The organism is Planktothrix sp. (assembly GCF_046067725.1).
Lineage (GTDB): Bacteria > Cyanobacteriota > Cyanobacteriia > Cyanobacteriales > Microcoleaceae > Planktothrix.
In genome coordinates this window covers 1-19,898 of sequence record NZ_JBJUDF010000158.1, presented here as the reverse complement: position 1 = coordinate 19,898, position 19,898 = coordinate 1, and the positions used below count along the sequence as shown (strand labels likewise).

General features: G+C 41.9%; 17 protein-coding genes. 8 read left to right on the top strand and 9 right to left on the bottom strand.

Going from position 1 to position 19,898, the window contains the following annotated elements; translation table 11 throughout:
• The first annotated feature begins 26 nt into the window (after positions 1-26).
• On the top strand, positions 27-1,388 hold the full coding sequence (locus tag ACKPEB_RS09490; RefSeq protein ID WP_408964634.1) for a YegS/Rv2252/BmrU family lipid kinase: 1,362 nt from the start codon (positions 27-29) through the stop codon (positions 1,386-1,388).
• Between the two features lie 42 nt (positions 1,389-1,430).
• Here the strand turns inward: ACKPEB_RS09490 and ACKPEB_RS09485 are convergent, their stop codons facing one another.
• The 4 genes from ACKPEB_RS09485 to murC form a co-directional block, all read right to left on the bottom strand.
• On the bottom strand, positions 1,431-1,928 hold the full coding sequence (locus ACKPEB_RS09485) for a low molecular weight protein-tyrosine-phosphatase (protein WP_408964633.1): 498 nt from the start codon (positions 1,926-1,928) through the stop codon (positions 1,431-1,433).
• Between the two features lie 159 nt (positions 1,929-2,087).
• On the bottom strand, positions 2,088-2,435 hold the full coding sequence (locus ACKPEB_RS09480) for a YbaB/EbfC family nucleoid-associated protein (protein ID WP_408964632.1): 348 nt from the start codon (positions 2,433-2,435) through the stop codon (positions 2,088-2,090).
• A gap of 141 nt (positions 2,436-2,576) precedes the next feature.
• Positions 2,577-3,539 carry a UDP-N-acetylmuramate dehydrogenase gene (murB, locus tag ACKPEB_RS09475; RefSeq protein ID WP_408964631.1) on the bottom strand — a complete coding sequence of 321 codons (963 nt, stop codon included), beginning with the start codon at positions 3,537-3,539 and terminating at the stop codon, positions 2,577-2,579.
• 93 nt (positions 3,540-3,632) lie between these two features.
• Positions 3,633-5,192: a UDP-N-acetylmuramate--L-alanine ligase gene (gene murC, locus ACKPEB_RS09470; RefSeq protein WP_408964630.1), complete on the bottom strand. Its 1,560-nt coding sequence runs from the start codon at positions 5,190-5,192 to the stop codon at positions 3,633-3,635.
• 363 nt (positions 5,193-5,555) lie between these two features.
• Between murC and thrC the strand changes: the two genes are divergently transcribed.
• Both thrC and ACKPEB_RS09460 read left to right on the top strand, forming a co-directional pair.
• Positions 5,556-6,860, top strand: coding sequence for a threonine synthase (gene thrC / locus ACKPEB_RS09465; protein ID WP_408964629.1), 1,305 nt, complete (start codon positions 5,556-5,558; stop codon positions 6,858-6,860).
• Positions 6,861-6,953: 93 nt separating this feature from the next.
• Positions 6,954-7,229, top strand: a complete 276-nt coding sequence (locus ACKPEB_RS09460) for a MoaD/ThiS family protein (protein WP_408964628.1) — start codon at positions 6,954-6,956, stop codon at positions 7,227-7,229.
• A 90-nt stretch (positions 7,230-7,319) separates the two neighbouring features.
• On the opposite strand, the gene ACKPEB_RS09455 is transcribed toward ACKPEB_RS09460, so the two are convergent.
• The 4 genes from ACKPEB_RS09455 to ACKPEB_RS09440 form a co-directional block, all read right to left on the bottom strand.
• Positions 7,320-7,868, bottom strand: coding sequence for a hypothetical protein (locus ACKPEB_RS09455; protein ID WP_408964627.1), 549 nt, complete (start codon positions 7,866-7,868; stop codon positions 7,320-7,322).
• Between the two features lie 442 nt (positions 7,869-8,310).
• Positions 8,311-10,140 (bottom strand): ribonuclease J, encoded by a 1,830-nt coding sequence (locus ACKPEB_RS09450; protein WP_408964626.1) that lies wholly within the window; start codon positions 10,138-10,140, stop codon positions 8,311-8,313.
• A 445-nt stretch (positions 10,141-10,585) separates the two neighbouring features.
• The gene (gene dapA / locus ACKPEB_RS09445; RefSeq protein ID WP_408964624.1) at positions 10,586-11,473 is read right to left on the bottom strand and encodes a 4-hydroxy-tetrahydrodipicolinate synthase; all 888 of its coding nucleotides are present in this window, start codon (positions 11,471-11,473) and stop codon (positions 10,586-10,588) included.
• A gap of 143 nt (positions 11,474-11,616) precedes the next feature.
• Complete coding sequence (locus ACKPEB_RS09440; RefSeq protein WP_408964623.1) at positions 11,617-12,645, bottom strand: aspartate-semialdehyde dehydrogenase; 1,029 nt, start codon at positions 12,643-12,645, stop codon at positions 11,617-11,619.
• A 313-nt stretch (positions 12,646-12,958) separates the two neighbouring features.
• On the opposite strand from ACKPEB_RS09440, the gene tig reads away from it, so the two are divergent.
• The 5 genes from tig to ACKPEB_RS09415 all read left to right on the top strand — a co-directional run bounded on the left by tig (position 12,959) and on the right by ACKPEB_RS09415 (position 18,736).
• On the top strand, positions 12,959-14,332 hold the full coding sequence (gene tig / locus ACKPEB_RS09435) for a trigger factor (RefSeq protein ID WP_408964622.1): 1,374 nt from the start codon (positions 12,959-12,961) through the stop codon (positions 14,330-14,332).
• Positions 14,333-14,567: 235 nt separating this feature from the next.
• Complete coding sequence (gene clpP, locus ACKPEB_RS09430) at positions 14,568-15,278, top strand: ATP-dependent Clp endopeptidase proteolytic subunit ClpP (RefSeq protein ID WP_408964621.1); 711 nt, start codon at positions 14,568-14,570, stop codon at positions 15,276-15,278.
• Positions 15,279-15,290: 12 nt separating this feature from the next.
• On the top strand, positions 15,291-16,637 hold the full coding sequence (clpX, locus tag ACKPEB_RS09425) for an ATP-dependent protease ATP-binding subunit ClpX (RefSeq protein ID WP_408964620.1): 1,347 nt from the start codon (positions 15,291-15,293) through the stop codon (positions 16,635-16,637).
• 166 nt (positions 16,638-16,803) lie between these two features.
• The gene (locus ACKPEB_RS09420) at positions 16,804-18,165 is read left to right on the top strand and encodes a GH39 family glycosyl hydrolase (protein WP_408964619.1); all 1,362 of its coding nucleotides are present in this window, start codon (positions 16,804-16,806) and stop codon (positions 18,163-18,165) included.
• Positions 18,166-18,268: 103 nt separating this feature from the next.
• A complete protein-coding gene (locus tag ACKPEB_RS09415) occupies positions 18,269-18,736 on the top strand; it encodes a Spy/CpxP family protein refolding chaperone (RefSeq protein WP_408964618.1) in 468 nt (155 codons plus the stop codon).
• A 204-nt stretch (positions 18,737-18,940) separates the two neighbouring features.
• On the opposite strand, the gene ACKPEB_RS09410 is transcribed toward ACKPEB_RS09415, so the two are convergent.
• On the bottom strand, positions 18,941-19,898 hold a 958-nt coding region (locus ACKPEB_RS09410; RefSeq protein WP_408964617.1), incomplete at its 5' end, for a TaqI-like C-terminal specificity domain-containing protein.

Here is a 19,898-nt window from a genome sequence, read left to right as displayed (position 1 = left end):
ATCATTCCAACAACAGTGGATCAATTATGTCAGCGATTATTGTGCTGCTGGCTGATGAGACTCAGCAAGAAAAGCTCGTAAGTTTTGTAGTTCAACACGAAAACGTTCTCTCCCATTATCGCCTCATGGGTTTAGACCATCTCGCAGCTGCTTTAAAACAAAGGACGTGGTTAAGAATTGAGACGATTTTACCGTTACGACAAGGGGGGGATATAGTCATCGCTTCCCAAATCATCACAGGAGAAGAAGTAGCAGGTGTTATTTATTTAATAGAACCCACCCAAACGAACTTTTCTGAATTACCGCTTTTAACGTTATTCAGAATTTGTAATATCTATAATATTCCCATTGCCAGTAATATTGGAACCGCAGAAGCTATTATTGTTCAATTGCGCCGAACTCGTTCTGCTTATTTAATTTTTAATCCCGTTTCAGGCTTAGGAAATGCCAACCAAGATTTATTATTAATTCGGCAATTATTAGAACCTTATTTTCATTTAAAAGTTCATTTAACCACACCAGAAACTGATCCAGCAGAATTAGCACGGGAAGCTATAGAACAGGAGGTAGATTTGTTAATTGCATCGGGGGGAGATGGAACTGTTTCAGCCGTAGCCAGTGCGGTTATTAATACCAATATTCCATTGGGAATTATTCCTAGAGGGACAGCGAATGCCTTTGGGGTGGCGTTGGGAATTCCCACTAATATTCAGGGTGCTTGTGAAGTCATTATTGCAGGATTAACTCGCACGGTTGATGCAGCAAATTGTAATGGTTTAACCTTGATTTTATTAGCAGGAATTGGCTTTGAGGCGGAAACCGTTAGTAAAGCGGATCGAGAAACAAAAAAACGCTGGGGGCCGTTAGCTTATATTCTGGCAGGATGGCAACAATTAAATGAACAAACCGACTTTGAAGCCGAAATAGAAATTAATGGAGAAATTAATCAATTTGAAGCAGCTTCTATTACGGTTGCCAATGTTGCACCTCCCACTTCTGTTTTAGCGCAAGGATTAGGGCAGGTGATTCCTGATGATGGATTATTAGAAGTTTTAATGTATACGTCTCCTGTGAATCGAATGCAAGCGGTAGCAGGAATGGTACGTTTATTAGGTGCAGGTTTACTCAAAACAGAAGTGCAACAAGATAGCATTATTGCTTTTCGGACTCAACGAATTAAAATTACAACGAATCCCCCCCAAAAAGTCGTTTTAGATGGAGAAATTATTGGAACAACACCCATAGAAGTAGAATGTATTCCGCAAGGATTAAAAATCCTGTCTCCTGAGATAGTGATTATCCCAACTGTTGAAGATATCGCAACTCTGAGTCAGGTTAAAGTCAATGAAATAGAAAATAACCTGACTGAGAACAGCGTATCAACCTAAAATGGAGTTTCTAGGTTTTTGCTGTGAAAGCCAGAAATTTGCTTAATTTTTCACCCCAGTTTCTAATCTTTGCTCTTGAATAATAAACTCCAATAACCCTTCACAAGAATCTAATAATAAATCAAGAACCTGATTAAACCCTTCTGACCCGCCATAATAAGGATCAGGGACTTCTTTTAAGCTGTGATAACGACAAAACTCACACATTAATTTAACCTTATTTCGATATTTTCCAGACGGATCAAGATAGAGAATATTTTCATAATTCTCCTGATCCATCGCTAGAATTAAATCAAATTGTTCAAAATCTTCTCGTTGAAATTGACGTGCTTTTCCCGTCATTTCAATTCCCCGTTGCTTAGCGGTTTGGGTCATGCGTCGATCTGGGGAACTCCCAATATGATAACTGGAGGTTCCAGCCGAATCACAAACAATGCGATCGCTCAAATTAGCTTGATCAATTAAATGATTCATAATATTCTCCGCCGCTGGGGAACGACAGATATTACCCAAGCATACAAATAGTAGTTTGTAAGGCATAACTGAACATTAATTAACAATTATAATGACAAGAAGAGGAGCAGCCGAGAAATATTTAAGTCTAAGTTTGTCAGTCATCAACAGGTAGACTTTAAATATACTCTGCATTTCTACTCCTCTCCCATATCCGGTCAAAGGTGGTGTTTACAGACTAACCACTTATCCTAAGCCGGGTAAATTCAAACCCCCAGTAAGTTCTTCCATCATTTCCCGCATCGTCTTTGTAGAGTTTTGATAGGCTTCTTGCATAGCGACAAGAACCAAATCTGAGACAACATCAGCCCCTTCCCCTAAAACATCCTGTGAAATTTCCACCCGGCGAGGTTCTTGGTTTCCACTTAAGTAAACCTTAACTAAGCCGCCTCCAGCTTCCCCAGGAATTTCCAACTGATCCAAGTCTTCTTGAAGCTTTTTCGCTCCTTCTTGAACCTGCTGCGCCTTCTTGAAGGCATCAGCGAGTTCTTTCATTTTGCCCAGACCAAAACCAAATCCTTTATCTTGTGTCATAGTTTGTTCCCGTAGCGCTGATAACGCCTTGAATATTAACGAATGTGAACCGCAGACCAGGTAATTTATAGTAGCATTTTTTGAGTAGCTCAACTGCATCCATTGGCAAGAAATCCCCACTCAACGGATTTTAGATCAACCTTAACAAACTTGGAATTCACCCATAATTTTGACCTCCGGTTCTAATAAAAACGACCAGCGCCGTTCAACTTGCTCTTGAATATGACGAATTAACAAAAATATATCGTTCGCCCTTGCCCCCCCACAATTCAGAATAAAATTAGCGTGGCGTTCTGCAACTTGAGCTTGGCCAATCGTGTAGCCTTTTAAACCGGTTTGCTCAATTAGCCAACCCGCCGATTTAGGGCCAGGATTGCGGAAAACACTTCCACAACTGGGCAGATGATAAGGTTGGCTATTCCGACGCTGACTAAAATGAGCCGTCGTATCAGCAAGCACCTTCTGAGGATCATGACCCGGTTCTAACTGAAAAGTCGCTTGAGTGACAAAGCGATCGCCACCTTGTAAGATCGAGGTTCGATAACGATAACCCAGATCTTTAGGGGTGAGAAGTTCTAATTCTCCTGTTCTCGATAAAACATGAGTATTAACTAAAATATCCGCGGTGGAAGATTTGTGGGCACCTGCATTCATCACCACTGCGCCACCAACGGTTCCTGGGATGCCAACGGCCCATTCCAACCCTCGCCATCCCAAACGGGCGGCTTTCCACGCTAGTCGGGGAAGGGAAGTTCCGGCTCCGGCTGTGAGTAATCCAGATTCTAAATTAAACTCGGAATGACGTAAATGGCGAGTTGCAATGACTAATCCAGGTAACCCTTGATCGCTAATCAGTAAATTTGATCCGGCACCGAGTAGGGTAATGGGCAGCCCTTCTGTATTGGCCCAAGTTAGGGTTTCTTGCAGTTGTTCTACCCCTTTGGGTGCCACATACCACTCGGCGGGGCCACCGACCCGAAAGGAGGTCAAGCTGGTTAAAGGAACTAAAGATTGAATTAAACAGTCTGTTTCCGGTAAGGCGATGCAGCGTGACCGATGGCAATTCGTTTGACCGGGAGAGTCATAAGAAAGTGTCATGACCATATCGAAATGAATACCTTAGAACTTGGATGTAAATCACCGATTGAATATCAACATCAATCTATTAAGGGCGTTGGCACTCGCGGAACCAGACCATCAGTAGCTACCGGGGGTCTGATAAAAAGCCATTACAGTAGGAATGATTTTGTTCAGGTTGCCCGCACCGAGAAATAACACTAAATCACCAGGTTGCAACAGTTGAGTTAAACCGATCTTCAGGTCATCCATAGACGGCTGATATAATACTTGAGGATGGTAATTGGCAATCAACTCTGCTACCTTTTGCCCGTCAATTTGCCAAAGATTCGGTTCTCCAGCACTATAAATCTCAGTCAGAACAACAATATCAGCATCACTGAAGCACTGAGCAAAATCTTGCAGAAAGGCATGAGTTCGACTATAGCGATGAGGTTGGAAAATCGCAACAATACGCTGAAGGTGAGGTTGAGTGTTTAAGGAGCTTTCTTGCATCCGTAGACGAGCAGCGGCAAGAGTGGCGCGGATTTCACTGGGATGATGGGCGTAATCGTCTACAAACAGAATGTCATTGTGACAGCCTCGACACTCGAAACGACGTTTGGCTCCTTCAAATTCCGCTAAAGCCTTGGCGATGACGGAAAACTCTAAACCTAACTGGCGTCCCACCGCGATCGCCGCTAAGGCATTGCTGAGATTATGCTGTCCTAGCAATTTCAAATCTAGTTCTCCCAGGAAACTGCCTTTTTCCCAAATGTCAGCATAAATGCCATTCGGTCGATAATCAATGTTTTTGGCGATATAATGAGCCTGTGAATCTGGGTTCAAACTATAGGTGATACCGGGCTGAATTTGCTCCCGTACCGTTGCACAATCGATACACCCAACTAAGGTTTTACAGTTTGTCTCAAAGACTTTAAAGGTTTTGATCACTTCGTCTAGGGTTTGATAGTGATCCGGGTGATCTAACTCAATATTGGTAATCACTCCAATTTGAGCGGTAATTTTGACCAAGGAACCATCGGATTCATCCGCTTCTGCGACCATATAAGGCCCCTGACCCATGCGAGCATTGCCTTCCCACGCATTCACTTCTCCCCCAACTAGAATGGTCGGATCAAGATCGGCATTGAGCAAGATAAATGCAATCATACTGCTGGTGGTGGTTTTCCCATGGGTTCCCGCCACAGCAATACTTTGGTAATCTTGAATTAAAGCCGCCAGTAAATCAGAACGATGAAAAATGGGACAACCCAACTCCAAGGCGGCTTGATATTCAGAGTTCCCCGCATGGATGGCAGTAGAACAAATGACTTGGGGTAATTCTATCTCTGATTTGATCTGGCCATTAGAATTAAAAGCTTCCGCTTCAATCACGGAAGCAGACCGGGAGTTCAATCCCTGTTCAGAGATGGATAACTCCTGTTCCATTGGGGAAGTCGGTTGGTGAACTCCTTGCTCCAGGGATTGTTTAACATACTCAAAGTTACTCGCATCTTGGCGACAAAAAATTTGCGCACCTAACGCTTGTAAACGTTGAGTAATATGGCTACGTTGAATATCGGAGCCATAAATCGGTAGGTTTCGCTTCGCTAGGATGTAGGCAAGGGCTGACATTCCAATCCCACCAATCCCAATAAAGTGAAATGGCCTGCCCGTGAAATCAACAGAACTTGGCATCGATCACTCCTTATCACACCACACCACACCAATAACACGCGATATCATATCAAGAATTGTTTTTTACCGATACTCCTCAGCCAACATTTCTTAGATGGTGTTTTAGGTTAACATCTTTAGGTTTTAGGTTAATTGAGTTCTCTCAGTCGTTGTTTACTATATACCGCCTGAGTTCAGAAATCACCGGAGTTTAGCTAAATCAACCGAGGGATTGAGGAGACGGATCGGTTGAACCGAATCCTAAAATTGTTCAACTCGATTTTAATCCCGACAAAAAAAGTCGGGTATGATTGACGGTGATTTGTAGACTGTGATACGTTATTTTCAACATCGCAGTATCGGATTTTCAGTGGAGGACAGGTCATGACTCAGGCAACCACCAACAACTTAAACTTAACTGGGGCTACGTTTGATAAACTGAAATGTAAAGAATGTGGCGAAGAATACGCCCCCGAAGCCAAGCACGTTTGTGAAGTTTGTTTTGGCCCCCTAGAAGTTCAGTACAACTATGACCTGCTCCGCCAAACCGTGACTCGCGCCACCATTGAAGCTGGCCCTAACTCGATTTGGCGTTATCGTAAATTCCTCCCCGTCGCTACTGAGAACGTTATTGATGTTGGAACCGGAATGACTCCCCTGATCAAGTCAGAACGGTTAGCTCGTCGCCTGGGTTTAAAAAATCTCTACATTAAAAACGATGCTGTGAATATGCCCACCCTCAGTTTCAAAGACCGGGTGGTGTCCGTTGCTCTGAGTCGCGCTAGAGAATTAGGATTTTCGACCGTTTCCTGTGCCAGTACCGGAAATTTAGCCAACTCCACCGCCGCTATTGCTGCAAGAGCCGGTCTGGATTGTTGTGTGTTTGTCCCGGCGGACTTAGAAGCAGGTAAAATCTTAGGAACCTTAATCTACAATCCGATTCTAATGGCCGTTAAAGGCAATTACGATCAAGTTAATCGCCTCTGTTCAGAAGTCGCTAATACTCACGGTTGGGGCTTTGTCAATATTAACCTGCGTCCCTACTATTCTGAAGGGTCAAAAACCCTCGGCTATGAAGTGATTGAACAACTGGGTTGGAAATTACCTGACCACGTGGTTGCCCCTATTGCTTCCGGTTCATTATTCACCAAAATTCATAAAGGTTTCCAAGAATTTGTCAAAGTCGGTTTAGTCGATGACAAAGCCGTCCGCTTTAGTGGAGCACAAGCGGAAGGTTGTTCTCCCGTAGCTTCTGCCTTCAAAGAAGGGCGGGACTTCATTACTCCAGTTAAACCGAATACCATTGCTAAATCCATTGCCATTGGCAACCCGGCTGATGGAGTTTATGCGGTTGAATTAGCGAATAAAACCAACGGAAATATTGAGTGCGTCAATGATCAAGAAGTGATTGAAGGCATTAAATTATTAGCTGAAACCGAAGGAATTTTCACTGAAACGGCGGGAGGAACCACCATCGCCGTGTTGAAAAAATTAGTAGAAGCGGGTAAAATTGATCCTGAAGAAACCACTGTTGTTTATATCACAGGCAATGGTTTAAAAACCCAAGAAGCCGTGCAAGGTGATGTCGGTGAGCCATTAACCATTGAACCGAAATTAGACAGTTTTGAACGAGCAATTGAACGAGCCCGCACCTTAGATCGTCTGGAATGGCAACAAGTGTTAGTTTAAACTCGCAATTGCCAGATTTGAATAGTAGAAACGTTACTGGAAGCGTTTCTACTGAGCTAAAACTATTCCTTTCCTTTATCGTTTTTTCAAGCTATGACCGTTAAAGTTTTAATTCCTACACCCCTGCAAAAATTCACAAACAATCAAGCTGTCATTGAGTGTGAAGCTTCTAATATTTCGGAATTAATTAATTCCTTAGAAACCCAATGTCCAGGGATTAAAAAAAGTCTCTGTGATGAGGAGGGAAAACCCCGTAAATTTTTGAATTTCTATGTCAATAGTGAAGATATTCGCTTTTTACAAGGAACAAACACTGAACTTAAAAAAGGAGATGAGGTCAGTATTGTTCCGGCGGTTGCGGGAGGTTAAATTAATTTAATAAAACTCTATAGAAATTTTTTAGGACATGGGGTTAACCATGTCCTTGTTTGATGGTATAAAAATTTAAGGTTGAGGTGATCATGCAGATTGGTACTCCCCCAACCCTTTAAACCGAGACTCCATAAATAAAGCTTCAGCAAATTGTTGAAGATAATCATAAAAACACTCAGAACTTAATACATCCGTCATCTGCATCGCCCATTGGTTTAAACCCATAACTAAGTCAATGAGTTCAGCTTTTTCAGCTTCAGAACACAATTTAGAATGATACTTTGCCTGGGAAATCATTTCTAAATTGCTTAAAATGGTTTGGCAGAAATAAATCATCCTATCTAAATATAACCGAATTCTATTAACAGCCCAACTCTGAAAACTAGCTTGATTGATAGTTTCTATAATCTGATTGCAATTGGTTTCTAAACATTGGGCTGCATCTTGAATTAATGCAATGTATTCTAAGGGAGACTTGGACACTTTATTGTTTCGGGTTAGAGCAACTTGGAGTAAATAAGAAGAAGAAACAATAATCGAGGCTGGACTTCTTAAATAATGATGCATTTCAGTGGTAATATCTTTAACAGTAGTAAATTCCTGCTCTAAATTTAAGACTAGATTGAGGGGTAGCATCAGTAAACTGCTCCTAAATTTACTACATCTCATCATCAGTGATGATCCGTAAAAACCCAGTGAAATAAATCCCAAGTTTCTGATGACCTTGATCACAAGTTGTTGTGATCTGCGTTACCAGGTTCACTGGTTTTTAAACACAAACAACGGGTTCACCAGTATCATTCTACAAATCCTATACAAATCCTAATTGACAGTTTACCGATAGAAGAGTTTAACTCATTGTATGAGTCGTTTTAGCTTCTATGGTTTTCAATAAATCTTCTCAGCCTGAGCTTTAATACTTGTATAAACCAATACATCACATAGAAAATAATGGGTTAGTAGGTTCAAGTATCCCTGGGTCGGTTCGACCCATGAGAAAAACTCGAAAATTCCCCTCGCCTTGTAGGAGAGGGGGTCGGGAGAGAAGTCAAACTCAGTTTCTCAAGAAGATTTCAGGTTAAGAAGCGACTCGCGCTGTACTCCGAGGACGACGACGACCCGTAACTTTGCTTTGAGCTTCTTCAGGGGTTTGTACTAATAACACTAACAACGGGTTACTCGGAATTTCGCGACGCAAAACACGCTGGATAGACCGTTCAATTTGAGTCTTTAACCCTTCCCAATCAATTTCCTTCGTTTCCGTTCCAAAACTACGGGCAAATTCTGTCCAACGTTCGGTTAAAACATTCTCAATGGTTTGGCTTAATTGTTGTTGAATCGAGGCTGGATCAACGCTATTGACAACCCCTTTTAAATGAATTTCAGGTCTTGCTAATAACTTACCATCGGTGCCAACGGCTGCGGCTACCGTTACCACCCCTTCTTCTGCTAATTGACGTCGTTCTTTCATGGTTTCATCTTTGACAACGCCAGAACGAGAGGAGTCTACCGGTTCAATTCCCGCTTGAACTTTATCCGCAATCCGAATCGATTCTTTCGTTAATTCTACGACAAAACCGTTATCAATAATCACCATATTTTCTGGGGGAATTCCCATACTTTGGGCGGTTTTACTATGTTGAACTAACATCCGGTGTTCTCCGTGAACCGGAACAAAGAATTTTGGACGAGTTAAAGCTAACATTAATTTCTGATCTTCTTGACATCCATGACCAGAAACATGAATTCCTTTTTCCCGACCATAAATCACATTTGCCCCTTGCATCATCAATTTATCAATGGTATTGACTACTGCAATGGTATTACCCGGAATTGGGTTCGCGGAGAAGACAACCGTATCTCCTTTTTTAATAGAAATTTGACGGTGTGCACCTTCCGCAATTCGGGTTAAAGCGGATAACGGTTCCCCTTGAGATCCAGTTGTTAAAATCAGCAATTTATCATCGGGAATCCCATTAATTGAATTCAAAGGAACAAACAACCGATCTTCACATTTGACATAGCCTAGTGTTCGAGCATGAGCAATGACGTTTAGCATAGATCGACCCACCACGGACACTAATCGACCTTGCTTTTGGGCAATATTTAAAATGATATTCAGACGGTGAACAGAAGAGGCAAAGGTGGTGACTAAAATCCGACCTTGAGCTTGGGCAAAAATGCGCTCTAAATTGGGATAAACGGAATTTTCAGAAGGCGTAAAGCCTGGAATTTCAGCGTTTGTTGAGTCACTTAATAAACAGTGAACACCTTTTTCTCCATATTCAGCTAACCGTTGGAAATCAAAAAATTCTCCATCTACTGGAGTATGATCAATTTTAAAATCCCCTGTATGAATGACCACACCGACAGGGGTAGTAATCGCAACCGTAAAACTATCAGCAATCGAGTGAGTATTCCGAATATATTCTACGAGAAAATATTTTCCAATTCGCACCATTTCACGGGGTCGAACGGATCTTAATTCAGTGCGTTCTGCAACTCCGGCTTCTTCTAATTTTCCTTGTAATAAAGCCATCGCTAATCGAGGGCCATAAATCACCGGAACTTCAAATTGTTTCAGATGAAAGGGAATACCACCAATATGATCTTCATGTCCGTGAGTGACAATCATGCCTTTGATTTTTTCCCGGTTTTCTCGTAAATAAGTGACATCCGGTAAAACAATATTAACACCGTGCATTCCATCCGTTGGGAAGGCTAACCCGGCATCTAAAATCACAATTTCATCTTCATATTGAAACACACAGGTGTTTTTGCCAATTTCATGTAATCCCCCTAAAGGAATAATTTTGAGGGCACCGGAATTAAAGACAGGAGTAGAAGGTTGTGTATTCAAAGCCGAAGATCTTTTTCTAATAATGGGGGTGTTACCATTTCTGATCATGCTGATTTTTTCCTTGTTTAAGTTAATGGTTTACGAATGAAATAATATGATGGCTGAATTTAAGAATTGATAGGATCATCCGAATCATTGGATAAATTCTGTCAATCTGACTCAGTATTTAGTTGTCAGAAAGTTAAAAAACTGTGCCAGGATTTAAGGCGTTTTCGGATTAACCCAATATGAGGTAGTCATCTGATTCATTCTATAAATCCTGATCAAGTTTTGTAGGGGAGGTTGACGAGTCGATAGGAATCCATAATAACAACCATCAACAAAGGAAAATTAGTGTTCAAAAATTCAGTGCGGAGACTGCTTTTTTTGTTTCTTTCCATTCCCGATTTTCTGATGACTTTGTACGAAAGATTGCTACAGATTGATCGAGTTTTCACGACTCACCGATCGTTAAAACCTCCTCACAAAACTGATCGCGGTCAACTGATCGAAACTATCCGATCAGATTTAACTGACTGAGCACGTCCTTTAATGTGTTGGTTAGTTCAATGCTTGGATCACATAAAGGTAAACGGGTTGATCCAACATTCCAGCCTTGCAAGTTAAGGGCTGCTTTTACCAAAATCGGGTTTGTAGTTAGAAACAAGGCTTTAAACAACCCAAATAACCGGATATGAATCTCCGTCGCTACTTGTACTTGTCCCGCTTCAAACGCCTGGATCATCTCTTGGAGTTGTGTTCCCACCAAATGACTAGCAACACTCACTACCCCTGCACTACCAACGGCTAACATGGGTAAGGTTAAAGCATCATCTCCAGAGTAGATTGCAAATTCACAAGGAGTTAACCGTCGCACCTGGCTGACTTGTTCTAAACTACCACTCGCTTCCTTAATTGCCACAATATTAGGAATCTCCGCCAAACGCGCCACGGTTTCCGGGAGTAGATTCTGTCCCGTGCGTCCGGGTATATTGTAAAGCATCACGGGCAAATCGGGACTCGACTGCGCGATCGCTTGGAAATGCCGATACAAACCTTCTTGGGGAGGCTTATTATAATACGGAACAACCTGTAACGTGCCATCTAATCCGAGTTTAGAAGCTTTCTGAGTGGCGTTGATGGCCTCTTGGGTGCAGTTTGATCCGGTTCCCCCGATCACTTTAGCTTTTCCCGATACTGCCTTGTGCACGACTTGGAATAACTCGTGTTCTTCCTCCCAAGTTAAGGTCGGAGATTCTCCCGTTGTTCCGCACACAACGAGGGCATCCGTTCCTTGCTCGACCAAATGGGCAGCTAACTGTTCCGCCACTGCATAATTTACACGACCGTCTTCATGAAACGGCGTAACCATCGCCGTTATAACTCGTCCAAAACTTACCATGTTCTTCTATCAGTTATCCTGTGTCCTGCGTTAGTCATCTATCGGTATCAGGTATCGGGTATCGGGTATCAGGTATCGGGTATCAGGTTTCGGGTCTTTCTTTTCCTGCTTCCCCTGCTTCCCCAGCTTCCCCTGCTCCTCTTCTAAGACCGATGACCTAAGAGTTGTTTTTCCACTAATAATTCAGCAATTTGCACGGCATTTAACGCAGCACCCTTACGGATTTGGTCGCCACAGAGCCACAATTCTAAACCACAGGGGTGAGACAAATCCTGACGAATGCGACCCACTAAAACTGGATCACGACCACTCGCATCAATGGGCATGGGGAAATAATTTGCCGTAAAGTCTTCCACCAGTTGCACTCCGGGGGCATTACTGAGAATATCCCGTGCTTTTTCCACACTCAAGGGTTGCTCAAATTCTAAGTTAACCGCTTCTGAATGGGCACGTAAGACGGGAACCCGCACACAAGTTGCTGAAATCCGCAGATCATTGACCCCGAAAATTTTGCGGGTTTCGTTGATCATTTTCATTTCCTCTTCACAATACCCTAACTCATTAATCGGGGTGTTGTGAGGGAAGAGATTAAACGCTAACGGATAGGGAAAAATTTCCGTTTTGGGCGTTTCTCCTTGCAATATAGCCCTAGCTTGTTGCTTCATTTCCTCCATCGCCCTAGCCCCTGCGCCACTAGCTGATTGATAGGTAGAAACCACCATCCGACGAATCGGTTGTACCTGATATAATGGCCAAACAGCTACCGTCATTAAAATCGTGGTGCAGTTAGGGTTAGCAATAATCCCTTTATGGTTGTTAATCGCCTCTGGGTTGACTTCCGGTACAATTAAGGGCACATCTGGGTTCATGCGGAAGGCACTGGAGTTATCAACCATGACGGCTCCCGCTTCCACGATTTTAGAGGCCCAAACCTTCGAGGTTGATCCGCCGGCGGACGCTAACACAATATCAATCTTCTGAAATGAATCCTCCGACACCCCCTCAACGGGTAAAGATTGCCCCTTAAAGGTTAAGGAAGTTCCGGCTGAACGAGGAGAAGCTAATAATTTTAACTCTCCCACTGGAAAATTCCGACTTTCCAGCAGTTCGATCAACTCCGCTCCGACAGCACCTGTGGCCCCTAGAATCGCAACTCGATAAGAATTTGACAAAATTTTAACCTCCCTAATCAAAAACTCGCAATTTTAATAAATTGAAATTTTTATAGCCGACTGAAATTTTAGATATGGATTCATTTATGTATACCAGAGCTTAAGCTCCTGGTTCCATTGTAGTTTAGCTGTTCTCATTCTTGGCAAAACGGAACAGAATCTAACGAACAGGTACACAAGGGTGCATAATCAGTTACGATCACTCTTGATGTATACAACTGGAGCTTTAGCAAGCTTAACTTGCTAATCCCAGATTATAGTTCCCCTGCGAGTGAAATGTGTGGGGGGGTATTGAATTCAGAATATCACGATTATGAAAGTAACCCAGGAAAAACTTCCCGCAAGTCAAATTGGATTAGACATTGAGATTACACCGGAAATGTCTAAAAACGCCTATGAGCAAGTCGTTCAGCGTATGAGCCGTTCGGTGAATATTCCTGGGTTCCGCAAAGGCAAAGTGCCTCGCCATATTCTGATCCAGCGTTTAGGCCGGGAACGGATTAAGGCTGCTGCGTTGGATGATTTAATGAACCAGTATTTACCCAAAGCTGTCGAACAAGAGAATATTCAAGCGATTGGCAGCTTTGAACCTCGGGGTGATATTGATCAACTGATTCAGCAATTTGAACCGGGACAAACCCTAACAATTCAAGTGGCTGTGGATGTGGAACCCGAAGTGAAACTCGGTCAATACAAAGGCTTAACCGTTCAAGCAGAAGAAGCCAAGTATGACCCGGAACAGGTGGAACAGGTATTAAAACGGGAACAGGAAAAAAGAGCAACGTTAATCCCGGTTGAAGGGAGACCCGCCCAAGAGGGTGATGTGGCGTTTGTCGATTTTCAAGGGTACTTTGCCCAGGAGTCTGAAGAAGCGGAACCCAAAGAAATCCCCGGTGCCAAAGGTGATAATTTCCAAGTGGAATTACAGGAAGGACGATTTATTCCCGGTTTTGTCGAGGGAATTTTTGGGATGAACCCTGGAGAAACCAAAACCTTAAATCTGAAGTTCCCTGATGAATATGGGGATAAGGATGTTGCAGGAAAGGATGCCACCTTTACTATTACGCTGAATGAACTCAAAGAAAGAGAACTGCCAGCGTTAGATGATGAATTTGCTCAAGAAGTCAGCGATTTTTCCACCTTAGCGGAACTGCGGGAGTCTTTAGAAAAACGATTTCAGGGGGAAAAAGACGATCAAACTAAAGCCAATCAACGTAAAGCCTTAGTCGATGCGTTAGTGGAAACCATTGAAGTCGATTTACCCGAAACGATGATTCGTCAGGAAGTTGACCGACTGATTACCCAACAGGTGATGCAGTTGAGCAATATGGGGCTGGATGTTAAACGCTTATTCACCAGTGAAATGGTACCTCGTCTGCGGGAACAAACTCGTCCAGAGGCGATTGACGCTTTAAAACGCTCCTTAGCGTTGAAAGAAGTGGCAAAACAGGAATCCTTGACTGTTACGGATGAAGAAATTCAAGCCGAAGAAGCTAAAGTGATCAAAGAACTTGAAGGTCAAGATGTTGATCCCCAACGATTACGGGCTTTTGTGACTGAAGATTTACTTCAAAACAAAACCTATACCTGGCTGGAAGAAAACTCAAACATTGAGTTAGTCCCCGAAGGAACTTTAACCCCAGTAGAAGACGAAGAAGAAGACTTCGACTCCGACGAGGAAGAATAGTATTGAACAGGGGGAGCAGGGGAGACAGGGGGAGAAGAGGAGCAGGGGGAGTGGAAATCATGCGCTCTGACTTCGTAGGGGCTGGGTCTCCCAGCCCGTACTGACACCTGAACCTGACACCCTACTTAACAGGCAAGATGCCTGTTCTACACACCTGACACCTCAAGTTAAGGCATAATAAGAATTAACCCGTATTCTTTTGATCCCCAAAAATAATTAAGGTTTAGAAAAAACAATGATAGTTTCTGAGTCTTCTCAATACCGCATTGATAACTATTCCCATCACGGGGTCACAAGTGATACACATTTGGAAACCCGGTCTCCGAGTAATATTGTCCCGATTGTGATTGAACAATCAGGCATGGGAGAACGAGCGTTTGACCTATATTCCCGTTTGTTGAGAGAACGGATTATTTTTCTGGGAACAGCGATTGATGATGATGTGGCTAATGCCCTCACCGCCCAGATGTTGTTCTTGGAAGCTGAAGATCCAGAAAAAGATATCCAAATTTACATTAACTCTCCAGGGGGTTCGGTGACCGCAGGTATGGCAATTTTTGACACCATGCAGCAAATCCGCCCGGATATCGTCACCATCTGTTATGGATTGGCGGCAAGTATGGGAGCTTTTCTGTTATCGGCGGGAACTCCGGGGAAACGGATGTCTTTACCCAGTTCTCGGATTATGATTCATCAACCTCTAGGGGGAGCACAAGGACAAGCGGTAGACATCGAAATTCAAGCCAAAGAGATTCTCTATCATAAGCGAGTTCTCAATGAGTTACTAGCTCAACATACGGGTCAACCGATGGAACGAATTCAGGAAGATACCGAACGGGACTTTTATATGTCTGCCGAAGATGCCAAAGAATATGGTCTAATAGATCAGGTGATCTCCAGCACCCAAAGTCTTCCGATTCCCGGAGAGTCTGTTCCCGCAACCTAAGATGAGGCAACTATGTCTAAGTACGACTCCCATCTAAAATGTTCTTTCTGTGGTAAATCCCAGGAGCAAGTTCGCAAGTTAATTGCAGGGCCAGGAGTCTATATCTGCGATGAATGTGTGGAGCTATGCAATGAGATTTTAGATGAGGAGTTATTTGACGGCAATTCAGTACCGCCTGCGACTCCACCCAATCGCCCACAATCGGCTCCGCCACCCCAACGACGTCAACGAACTGGACGAGTAGCACCGAATCAAATTCCAAAACCGAGAGAAATTAAATCTTATTTAGACTTGCACGTCATTGGTCAAAATGATGCAAAAAAAGTTCTCTCGGTTGCTGTTTATAACCATTACAAACGCTTGGGGTTTGTGCAAACTAAAACCCCAGGACGTCCTACAGAGGATAATGTTGAGTTACAAAAATCTAATATTCTGTTAATTGGCCCTACCGGATGTGGTAAAACTTTATTGGCCGAAACCTTAGCTAAAATGCTGGATGTGCCTTTTGCGGTCGCCGATGCCACCACTCTAACGGAAGCGGGCTATGTCGGGGAAGATGTGGAAAATATTCTGTTGCGGTTGTTACAAGTTGCCGATTTTGATGTAGAAGAAGCGCAACGAGGCATTGTTTATATTGACGAAATTGATAAAATTGCCCGCAAGAGTGAAAATCCTTCCATTACACGGGATGTATCCGGGGAAGGAGTCCAACAAGCTTTATTGAAAATGTTAGAGGGTACTATTGCCAATGTCCCCCCCCAAGGAGGACGCAAGCACCCCTATCAAGATTGTATTCAAATTGATACCAGTAATATCCTGTTTATCTGCGGTGGGGCCTTTGTGGGGTTAGATAAACTGGTGGATCAAAGAACAGGTAAAAAGTCGATGGGGTTTGTCCAACCCGGCGAAGGTCAAGCGAAAGATAAACGCACTATTGATGCCCTCAAACGCATGGAACCGGATGATTTAGTCAAATTTGGGTTAATTCCTGAATTGATTGGTCGCATCCCGATGGTAGCCGTCTTAGAACCATTAGATGAAGCGGCATTGGTGGCAATTTTAACGGAACCTCGCAGTGCTTTAGTTAAACAATATCAAAAATTACTGCGGATGGATAATGTGCAGTTAGAATTTGATGAAGATGCCTTAACTGCGATCGCTCAAGAGGCTTATCGTCGCAAAACTGGAGCGCGAGCGTTACGGGGAATTGTGGAAGAATTAATGTTAGATGTGATGTATGAAATTCCTTCCCGAAAAGATCTAAAACGCTGTCGAGTTACACGGGAAATGGTGGAAAAACGATCGACCGCAGAGTTATTATTACATCCTTCTTCTCTACCGAAACCTGAATCCGCTTAATCAGTTATCAGTTATCCGTTATCAGTTTAAAAGTTAATTGTGAATTGTTAATAGTAAATACACTATTTTAACATCATAAAATCCTGGGGTAAAATCGATGATTCTGACTTAAGTATAGGTGTTAAACTCTTAACTGATTACTCCACACATCATTAACGAATTGATCATGGCATTAAACCCATTAAACTCATTGCATCTCAGCATCAAACAAACCCAATTTCAACTGAAAAAATTACTCCCAGTTTTGATCGGCTTATTGACCTTATTAACTGTTTTAGGAATAGGACAGTTTCAAGTTTTAGGACAACAACAAAATACAATTACCATTGATTTTGCGACGCAAAGAACAGGAATTAGTTCGATGAGTGGCTTTTTATATGGGAAAAATGCGACTCAACCTCCTGACAATATGATTAAACCGTTACAGCCTAAATTGTGGCGGACTTCGCAACTGGATTTATATTCGCGAGTCATCGGGTTTGGTGCTGAATTTCAATTAATTTTAAGTGATACCTGGGGTTATGGTAGACCCAGAGGATGGCCCTACGATAATTATACCAAATGGGAAGATCATGTGCGGCAAGTTGCCCGCAGAAATAAAGATAAAGTTATATTATGGGATGTTTGGAATGAACCCGACTTAAGAGATCCGTTTTGGAAAGGGACAAGAGAACAATTTTTTGAAACCTATAAACGAGCTTATCAAGTATTACGTCAAGAATTAGGCCCTAATGTGATGATTGGTGGCCCTAGTTTAGCGAAATATGATCAAAACTTTATCACTGCTTTTTTAAATTATTGCAAAGACAATAATTTAGAAGTTAACTTTTTATCTTGGCATGAATTGAACGATCAAGATATTACTTCTATTGCGGGACGAATTAATAATGCTCGTCGGAGTTTCCAACAAAATCCTAACTACCAAAGTTTAAAAATCCAAAAAATTTATGTTAATGAAATTATTGGCCCCACGGCTCAATATCGACCTGCGGAAATTTTAGGTTATCTTTATTATACGGAATTAGGACGGGCTGATGGTGCGGCAAAAGCTTGTTGGGATCCAGAAAATAAAGGTAGTGGAACTAACAATTGCTTTAATAATAGTTTAGATGGTTTAGTCACACCGGATCAATCGTTACCGAGAGCGGCTTGGTGGGTGTATAAATCCTACGCCGATGGCTTTAATTCCAGGGTGGTAAGTCAGCCGGATAACCCTAAAATTGTGGCGTTAGCGAGTCGTGCTAATGGTGAACAAAAAGCTCAGATTTTATTAGGTTATTTTGAACAGGCGTTTTCTGCACCGACGGCTGGAGTAACGTTAGTGCTGAAAAATTTACAACAATTAAATTTACCCAATACCAGTGGAAACCTAACCTTTAGAATCCAAAGAATTCCTAACTCTGGAGAACAAGTGGTTAAAGAATTGGTTACACTCCGCCAGGATAATATTCCTGTTAACAATCAAGTAGTACGGTTAACCATTCCCAATCTTCAACTTCATGAAGCTTATTTACTATCTATTGGCTAACTGAGGTGTTGAGTTTGCCAAACTTGAGAACTTTTTAGCGGGTAATCAGTCATTAACTGGAGAATCAATTAAAATCAAAGATAACTTATTTCGAGGTTTGTTTATGTTGCTGCGTCATCCAATTTCCTATGCTCTAGTGGGATTATTAGGGTTGTCAATCATTCCTCAGTTCGTTAATTTAAGACCTGTAATGGCTGAATCTTTAGCTCAAGGTTCACCGAATCAACCCGCAATGAATCGGCGTTCAGATCAACTAATGAATTCATTGAACCCTACTCCTGAACAGCAACAGAAACTCCAAGCCATTCGTCAGGAATATCAGGGAAGAATGCAGCAACCGCAACAACAAATGCGTCAGATTCAAAAAGAATTAAATGATTTAATGTCAGGAAATGCTTCAGAAACTCAAATTCGTCAAAAGCATGATCAGTTAATGGCTTTAAAACAAGAAATGGGACTACTTCAGTTTGATATGATGTTGAAAATGCGAGGAGTTTTAACTCCTGAACAACGCAGTCAACTTGCGGATTTAATGCAAGAACGTCGTCAAAATTCTCGTCGCGATCGCTAAGATTTTTAAAGATTAATATCTGTGTTAGCTCCTGTTTTAATTCATCAAGGCTATAGCAATCCTATTTAATTTGTGGTAGGGGTAATTCATGAATGACCCCTACTACGCATTACAGTTAGGACATTTTTGAAGCCTGAAACCCTTTCAATTCTTACTGAGAAGCACGCTCGCGTGTCGAAGTGTTCCCTGTTCGGTGTGATCAATTTATGAATGGGGATAAAACGGCATTCTAGGCGGTGCTGTTTTCCACATTAAATCGATTTCTTCTGGCGTTAATTGATAAGCTTGATTGACTAAATCTGATAACCGTTTTTCTAAGGTTAAAGCTTCTTGTTTGCGAGTTTGAATGGCGGGTACATATTCTTGATAAGCTTCTCGGATTGATTTTAATCCTTTGACTCCTAAAGGGTCAGAGGATTTACTTTTGGGTAATTGTTTGAGCACTTCTTCGATTAATTCTTCAAAACTCAGATCAGCAAAGTTTTCTAGTTTTCGGCTAATTTTTTTAACTTTATATTGTATTTGTAGCCACGTTAAAACATCATTGTTAGCAGTTTGATTATCTTTTGTGATTTCAATTAATCGGGTAACAATAGATTCAACTTCTTCACGAATTTGATCGGTGGAATCTGCAATTGGAAAAATTTCCATTAATACGCCAACTGGACTTAAGGCTTCATCTTTCATGTGAGGAAGATATCGCCAATTATGCCACCAAATTAAGGGAGAATTAAGAATTGCTAAAATATATAAATTAGGTTCACTAAAAATAAAACATTTATTATTGGTATAATAATTACAATCATCATAACAAAAAGCAGAATGAAACTGAATTTCTTGATAAATTAGTTTGGGTTTTTCAAAAAGTTCATAAAAAGAAGGTGAAGCTTGTAATTGCCACCATAACTGTTTACCTGCTCTTGCTTCCAACTTTTGACGATAATTTGATAAATAATCTAAAATGGCAGGATAGTATTCAATTTCAAAATCTTGGTGAGCAAAAATCATCCATAAATTTTGCCATTCAGGACTCCACCGTTTAATATCTTGACCTCGCAGTAAAGGTTTAATAATTTCGGCAGATTTAGAGTCAGCTTGAACAATTTTATTTTTAGTTTCATCATCAATTAAAAATGCTTCATTTAACCCGGTTTTAATCCCA